Source organism: Pseudomonas sp. (assembly GCF_049645325.1).
Classification (GTDB): Bacteria; Pseudomonadota; Gammaproteobacteria; order Pseudomonadales; family Pseudomonadaceae; genus Aquipseudomonas.
In genome coordinates this window covers 1-5,051 of sequence record NZ_JBARTQ010000085.1, presented here as the reverse complement: position 1 = coordinate 5,051, position 5,051 = coordinate 1, and the positions used below count along the sequence as shown (strand labels likewise).

Sequence of the window (5,051 nt, the reverse complement as noted above, 5' to 3'; positions counted from 1 at the left end):
TGATCAAGGCCAAGGCTGTGGCGAAAAACCCTCGCGGCCCTAAAGTCGCCAAACCCAAGGAGTGGCTGGAAGGTAAGGCCGCGCGGGCTCATGTCTCAACCGCTCGGGTGCTTAAGGCTGCCAAGTCGAATAAACAAACTTAAACATGACTTAAACGGGGCTTTAAACGCAGACCTTGAAAGGCATGGCTGTAAGAGCGAAACCATAAGCGGCCATCACCCAAACAACGGATATATACTCAACCCCCTCCAATCAACGCCGCACAGCCACCACCGCCATCTCCCCCCAAGCCCCACCCAACGCCGTGTACAAATTCACCTCCGCCACCAACTGCGCCAGCCGATCCACAATCAACCCCTGCTGCGAACTGAACAACGACCGCTGCGCATCCAGAAACGTCAAGTTGCTGTCCACACCACTGCGGTAGCGGTGTTGAGCCAAATCGTAATAAGCCTGGTTGGCCGCGACAAAATCCCTCTGCGCATCCAGCTGGTCGGTAAAGGTCTGGCGAGCAGCAAGGCCGTCGGCGACCTCCTGAAAGGCCGTCTGGATCGACTTTTCATACTGCGCCACGCTGATGTCTTTTTGCAGCTTCGCGTAATCGAGACTGGCACGCAGGCTGCCCGCATTGAAGATCGGCAGATTGACCTGCGGCTGAAACGTCCAGGTGCCCGAACCGCCCTTGAACAACCCCGACAGCTCCGTGCTGGTGCTGCCGGCATTGGCCGTGAGGGTAACCGACGGAAAAAACGCCGCGCGGGCAGCGCCGATGTTCGCGTTGGCAGCCTGCAACTGGTATTCGGCCTGGAGAATATCCGGGCGCCGTTGCAGCAAATCCGATGGCAGCCCGGCAGGCACGCGTGCCACCAGGTCGTCGGCCAGTGGGCGTGCCGGCAACTGATCATTCACCGGGCCGCCGACCAGCAGGCCGAGGTTGTTGAGGTCCTGGGCAACCTGGCGCTCATAACGGGCCACGCTCGCGCGAGTGCTTTCGACCGCCGTGCGGGCTTGCACCACGTCCAGCGCCGAGGCCTTGCCCGCGCTTTTGCTGCGGCTGGTCAGTTGCCAGCTGTGGTCGTTGGCCACCAGGGTTTGCTGGGCCAGGGCCAACAGTTCCTGGTCGGCGCGCCAGGTCAGGTAGGCATTGGCGACGTTGGCCACCAGGCTCAATTGCGCACTGCGCCGCGCCTCTTCGGTGCCCAGGTACGTGAGCATCGCCTGCTCGCTGAGGCTGCGCACACGGCCGAAAAAATCCAGCTCGTAGGCACTGAGCCCCAAGGTCGCTGAATAGTTCGACGTAATAGCGGACTTGCCGGTGCCGGTCACGTCCCCCGGTATTTTCTGGCGCTTGCCGAGGCCGGTGGCAGACACCGCCGGGAACAGGTCCGCGCGCTGGATGCGGTACTGCGCCTGAAAGGCCTCCACGTTCAGCGCCGCCACTCGCAGGTCGCGGTTGTTGAGCAGTGCATCGCCAATCAACTGCTGCAGGGCCGGGTCGTGGAACAGCTGTTGCCAGTCCGGTTTCACCGCCAGGGTGCCGGCCTGCGCCAGGCTGTAGACGCCACCTTGCGGGTACTGCATCGGCACCGGCGCCGCCGGGCGCTGGTAGTCCGGAATCAGCGAGCAGCCGCCGAGCATCCAGGCCAGGCCTGCGGTGGTGATCATCAGCTTTTTCATCAGGCGCCAACCATCCATTTGGCCAGGCCATGCCGGCCGCTCACGCCCAATTTGGCGGCAGCACGCTTGAGGTAGGTTTCGATCGAACTGTTCTTCACGCTGAGCTTTTCCGCCATCTGCGGCACGGTGCCCCCGGTCAACAGCCCGAGGCAAACTTCCTGCTCCCGCGCCGACAGGGTGATGTCGCTGAGGGACAGGCGCTTGTAGAACTCACGCTGCAACTGTGACTGTTCCAGCAAGGTGTGGGTCGGCTCGGTGTCGCTGTGCGGTGCTTGGCGCAGGATCTGCGCATGGCGTTCCATCAACGGCAGCAGGGTGTCCGACAGGCACTTGAGAAACGACAACTCCGCCAGGGAAAACCCGCGCAAGGTGGGCGGGCGGTAAAACGAAATCACCAGGCGCCGATTGCCTTGGCGCGACACCAGGTTGCACTGGTGCGAGGTGCCATGCGGGTGCGCGCTGTTGGTTTTAGCTTTCATCTGGATCAGCAGCGGGTCTTGCATGCGCAGCATCTCTCGCAGCAGCGGGTGGTCTTTCAGCGCGTGCAGGGTTTGCGGCACTGACAAGTCCTTTTTCAGGCCGGCGCTGCCCAACAGCTTGATCTCGCGAACGCTGTCGCGCAGTTCATCGAGGGTCCATTCACTGAGGTCCACCAGATGAATCGGCACCCATTTGTCCACCAGGTGGAGCATGTTGGCGGCAAAGTTTTCCTGGCCGCTGTTTGAAATCAGCTCGCCCATTTCGGCGTAGAACTGCGGGCTGTGCGTGTGGGTAATACTGCGGGTCAGACTCATAGCCATTTCATCCTTGAAGTCGAAAACCGTCGACGGTCGCCCTGGGTCGGTGTGTGGGGCGGTCCGTGCTCCTGAACGTCACTCGGTGTCCGAAATTTTATTTAGCCATAGCGATTTGTCCTACGTATGCAGCGGAAACGAGGGACACAACCTGCCATAAAAACCACGTCATTAATTCGACGTTTCTGACGTGAAATCCCGCCTACGAAAACCCGGATGTGAATTTTAGAGTTAATTAACTGATTGATAGTTAAGCAAAAAAATTGTCAGACAAAAAATATTTCATCCATCGACATCAGTCAGATATAGCCAATCTCCTACAGCCCTTTAATCGTTTCAGCAATGAACCATCAGCCAGGCCCGTTTCCACCCCGTCGAATGTCCGGGTTTCGGGTGACAGACAGTCCCCGGCCCCCATGCTCAAATCCGGCAATTTCGTCGTAATGGGCCTCCCTGCGCGGCCAGTGCCTGACCCCCATGAGAAGGATCTTATGAAGCATCTCTCCAGCCTGCCGGCCAGCTTCCCCCTCACTGCCGCCCAACAGGACATCTGGCTCGACCAACTGCGCGTGGGCGACTCGCCGCTGTACAACATTGGCGGTTATGTCGATTTCGCCGGCCCCGTGGTGCCCGACTTGATCCAGCGCGCGGTCGAGCTGCTGGTGGCCAAGCACGATGCGTTGCGCACCCAACTGCACAGCGACGCGGACGGCTTGCCGCGCCAAGCCTTCGCGCCGACGCTGGCAGTGGACGTGGCGGTGCACGATTTTTCCGCGCTGCCCGACCCGCACGCCGCGACGCAGGCGTTGATGCAAGCGCAAATGGCGCGGCCCTACGCGCTGACAGGTGAACCGCTGTTCCGCTTTTTCCTGGTCAAACTCGATGACGACCATTACCGCCTCGGCACCCAGGCCCATCACCTGATCCTCGACGGCTGGGGGTTTGGCCAGATGCTGCAATCCCTGGCACGGCTGTATTGCGCGCTGGAGCACGGCCGGCAACCGGAGCCGCTGGCGCCGTCTTATATCGACTTTATCGACACCGACCAGCGCTACCAGCTTTCTTCCCGTTACGCCCGTGATCGGACCTATTGGCTGGACAAATACCAGGTGTTGCCCGAGCCGCTGCTCACGCCAAGGCACACCGCCCAAGCGCCGAGCAACACCCTCGTGGCGCCGTTTCCGGTGGCCTTGCTCAACCGCATGGAGCAAGTCGCCACCCGTTACCAGGCCTCGGCATTTCATGTGTTATTGGCGGCGATGTACGTGTATTTCACCCGCACCCACCAGCGCGATGAGTGGGTGGTGGGGCTGCCGATCCTCAACCGCTCCAACGCACGGTTTCGTTCCACCGTGGGGTTGTTTGCCCAGGTGAGTGCGGTGCGTTTTCAGTTCGATCAGCAAGTGTCTTTCGGCGCCGTGGTGCGTGGCGTGCGCGACCAGCTCAAGCAGGATTTCCGCCACCAGCGTTTCCCCCTGAGCGAGATGAACCGCGAGCTGGGCTTGCGGCGTACCGATCGCGGCCAGTTGTTCGACCTGTCGGTGTCCTTTGAGCAGGACGACCATGACCTGCGCTACGGCCAGGTCCAGGCCCGGGCGATCAAGGTGTCCAACCACCATGAGCCGCTGCCGATTGCCTTCCACCTGCGCAGCAACCGCTACCAGGACACGGCGTGCCTGCATTGCGTGTACAACGAGGCGTATTTTGCGCGCGACGAGGTGCAGGCGCTGACGCAGCGTTTTACCTGGCTGCTGGAGCAGGGGTTGGAAAACACCGCGCTGACGGTGGCGGAATTTTCCCTGGTGACACCGACCGAGCAGGCCCGGCTGCAACAGTGGAATGCCACCGGGCAGCCGAGCAGCGAACCGCGCACCCTGCACGGGCGAATCGAAGCGCAAGCTGCGCGCACGCCGCTGGCCATTGCGGCGGTGTACCAGGGCCTCCAACTGACCTATGCGCAACTCGACCAGCAGGCCAATGCCTTGGCCCATCAACTGCTGGAGCACGGCGTACAGCCGGATGACCGCGTGGTGATCCTGGCCCGGCGTAGCCTGGACACGCTGGTGGGGCTGTTGGCGATTCTCAAGGCCGGAGCCTGTTATGTACCCGTGGACCCGGCCCATCCTGCCGAGCGCCTGAATTACCTGTTAAGTGACAGCGCCCCAGTGGCCGTGCTGACCCAGCAGGCTTTGCTGCACCGCCTTCCCGCGTCTGCGGTGCCGGTGCTGCTGCTCGACCATCCGAGCGTCTACCTCGGCGGCAGCCCGCGCGTGGCGGTCACGCCGACCCACCTCGCCTATGTGATCTATACCTCGGGCTCCACAGGGTTGCCCAAGGGCGTGATGGTCGAGCACCACAGCGTGTCGAACCTGGTGGACTGGCATTGCCGCGCCTTCGACCTGCACGCGGGCAGCCACACCGCCAGCGTGGCCGGTTTCGGTTTTGATGCGATGGCCTGGGAGGTCTGGCCGGCACTGTGCGTGGGCGCGACGCTGCACCTGCCGCCGGCCCAGGATGACGCGCAGGACATCGACGCGCTGCTGGACTGGTGGCGCGCGCAGCCGCTGGACGTGTGCTTCC

Annotated in this window: 3 protein-coding genes; 1 reads left to right on the top strand and 2 read right to left on the bottom strand. The window is 62.1% G+C overall.

Features of this window, described 5'->3' with window-relative positions; translation table 11 throughout:
* Positions 1-252 precede the first annotated feature (252 nt).
* A complete protein-coding gene (locus tag WBB95_RS03635; protein ID WP_424486337.1) occupies positions 253-1,677 on the bottom strand; it encodes an efflux transporter outer membrane subunit in 1,425 nt (474 codons plus the stop codon).
* Complete coding sequence (locus WBB95_RS03630; RefSeq protein ID WP_424486336.1) at positions 1,677-2,471, bottom strand: helix-turn-helix transcriptional regulator; 795 nt, start codon at positions 2,469-2,471, stop codon at positions 1,677-1,679. Before WBB95_RS03630 ends, WBB95_RS03635 begins: the two co-directional genes overlap by 1 nt.
* A 491-nt stretch (positions 2,472-2,962) precedes the next feature.
* Between WBB95_RS03630 and WBB95_RS03625 the strand changes: the two genes are divergently transcribed.
* Positions 2,963-5,051 (top strand): condensation domain-containing protein (locus WBB95_RS03625; protein ID WP_424486335.1); only part of this gene is annotated, 2,089 nt, incomplete at its 3' end.

Excerpts from the sequence above, each read along its gene's own strand:
- WBB95_RS03635 (WP_424486337.1), bottom strand. The coding sequence starts at position 1,677 with ATGAAAAAGCTGATGATCACCACCGCAGGCCTGGCCTGGATGCTCGGC.
- WBB95_RS03630 (WP_424486336.1), bottom strand. The coding sequence starts at position 2,471 with ATGAGTCTGACCCGCAGTATTACCCACACGCACAGCCCGCAGTTCTAC.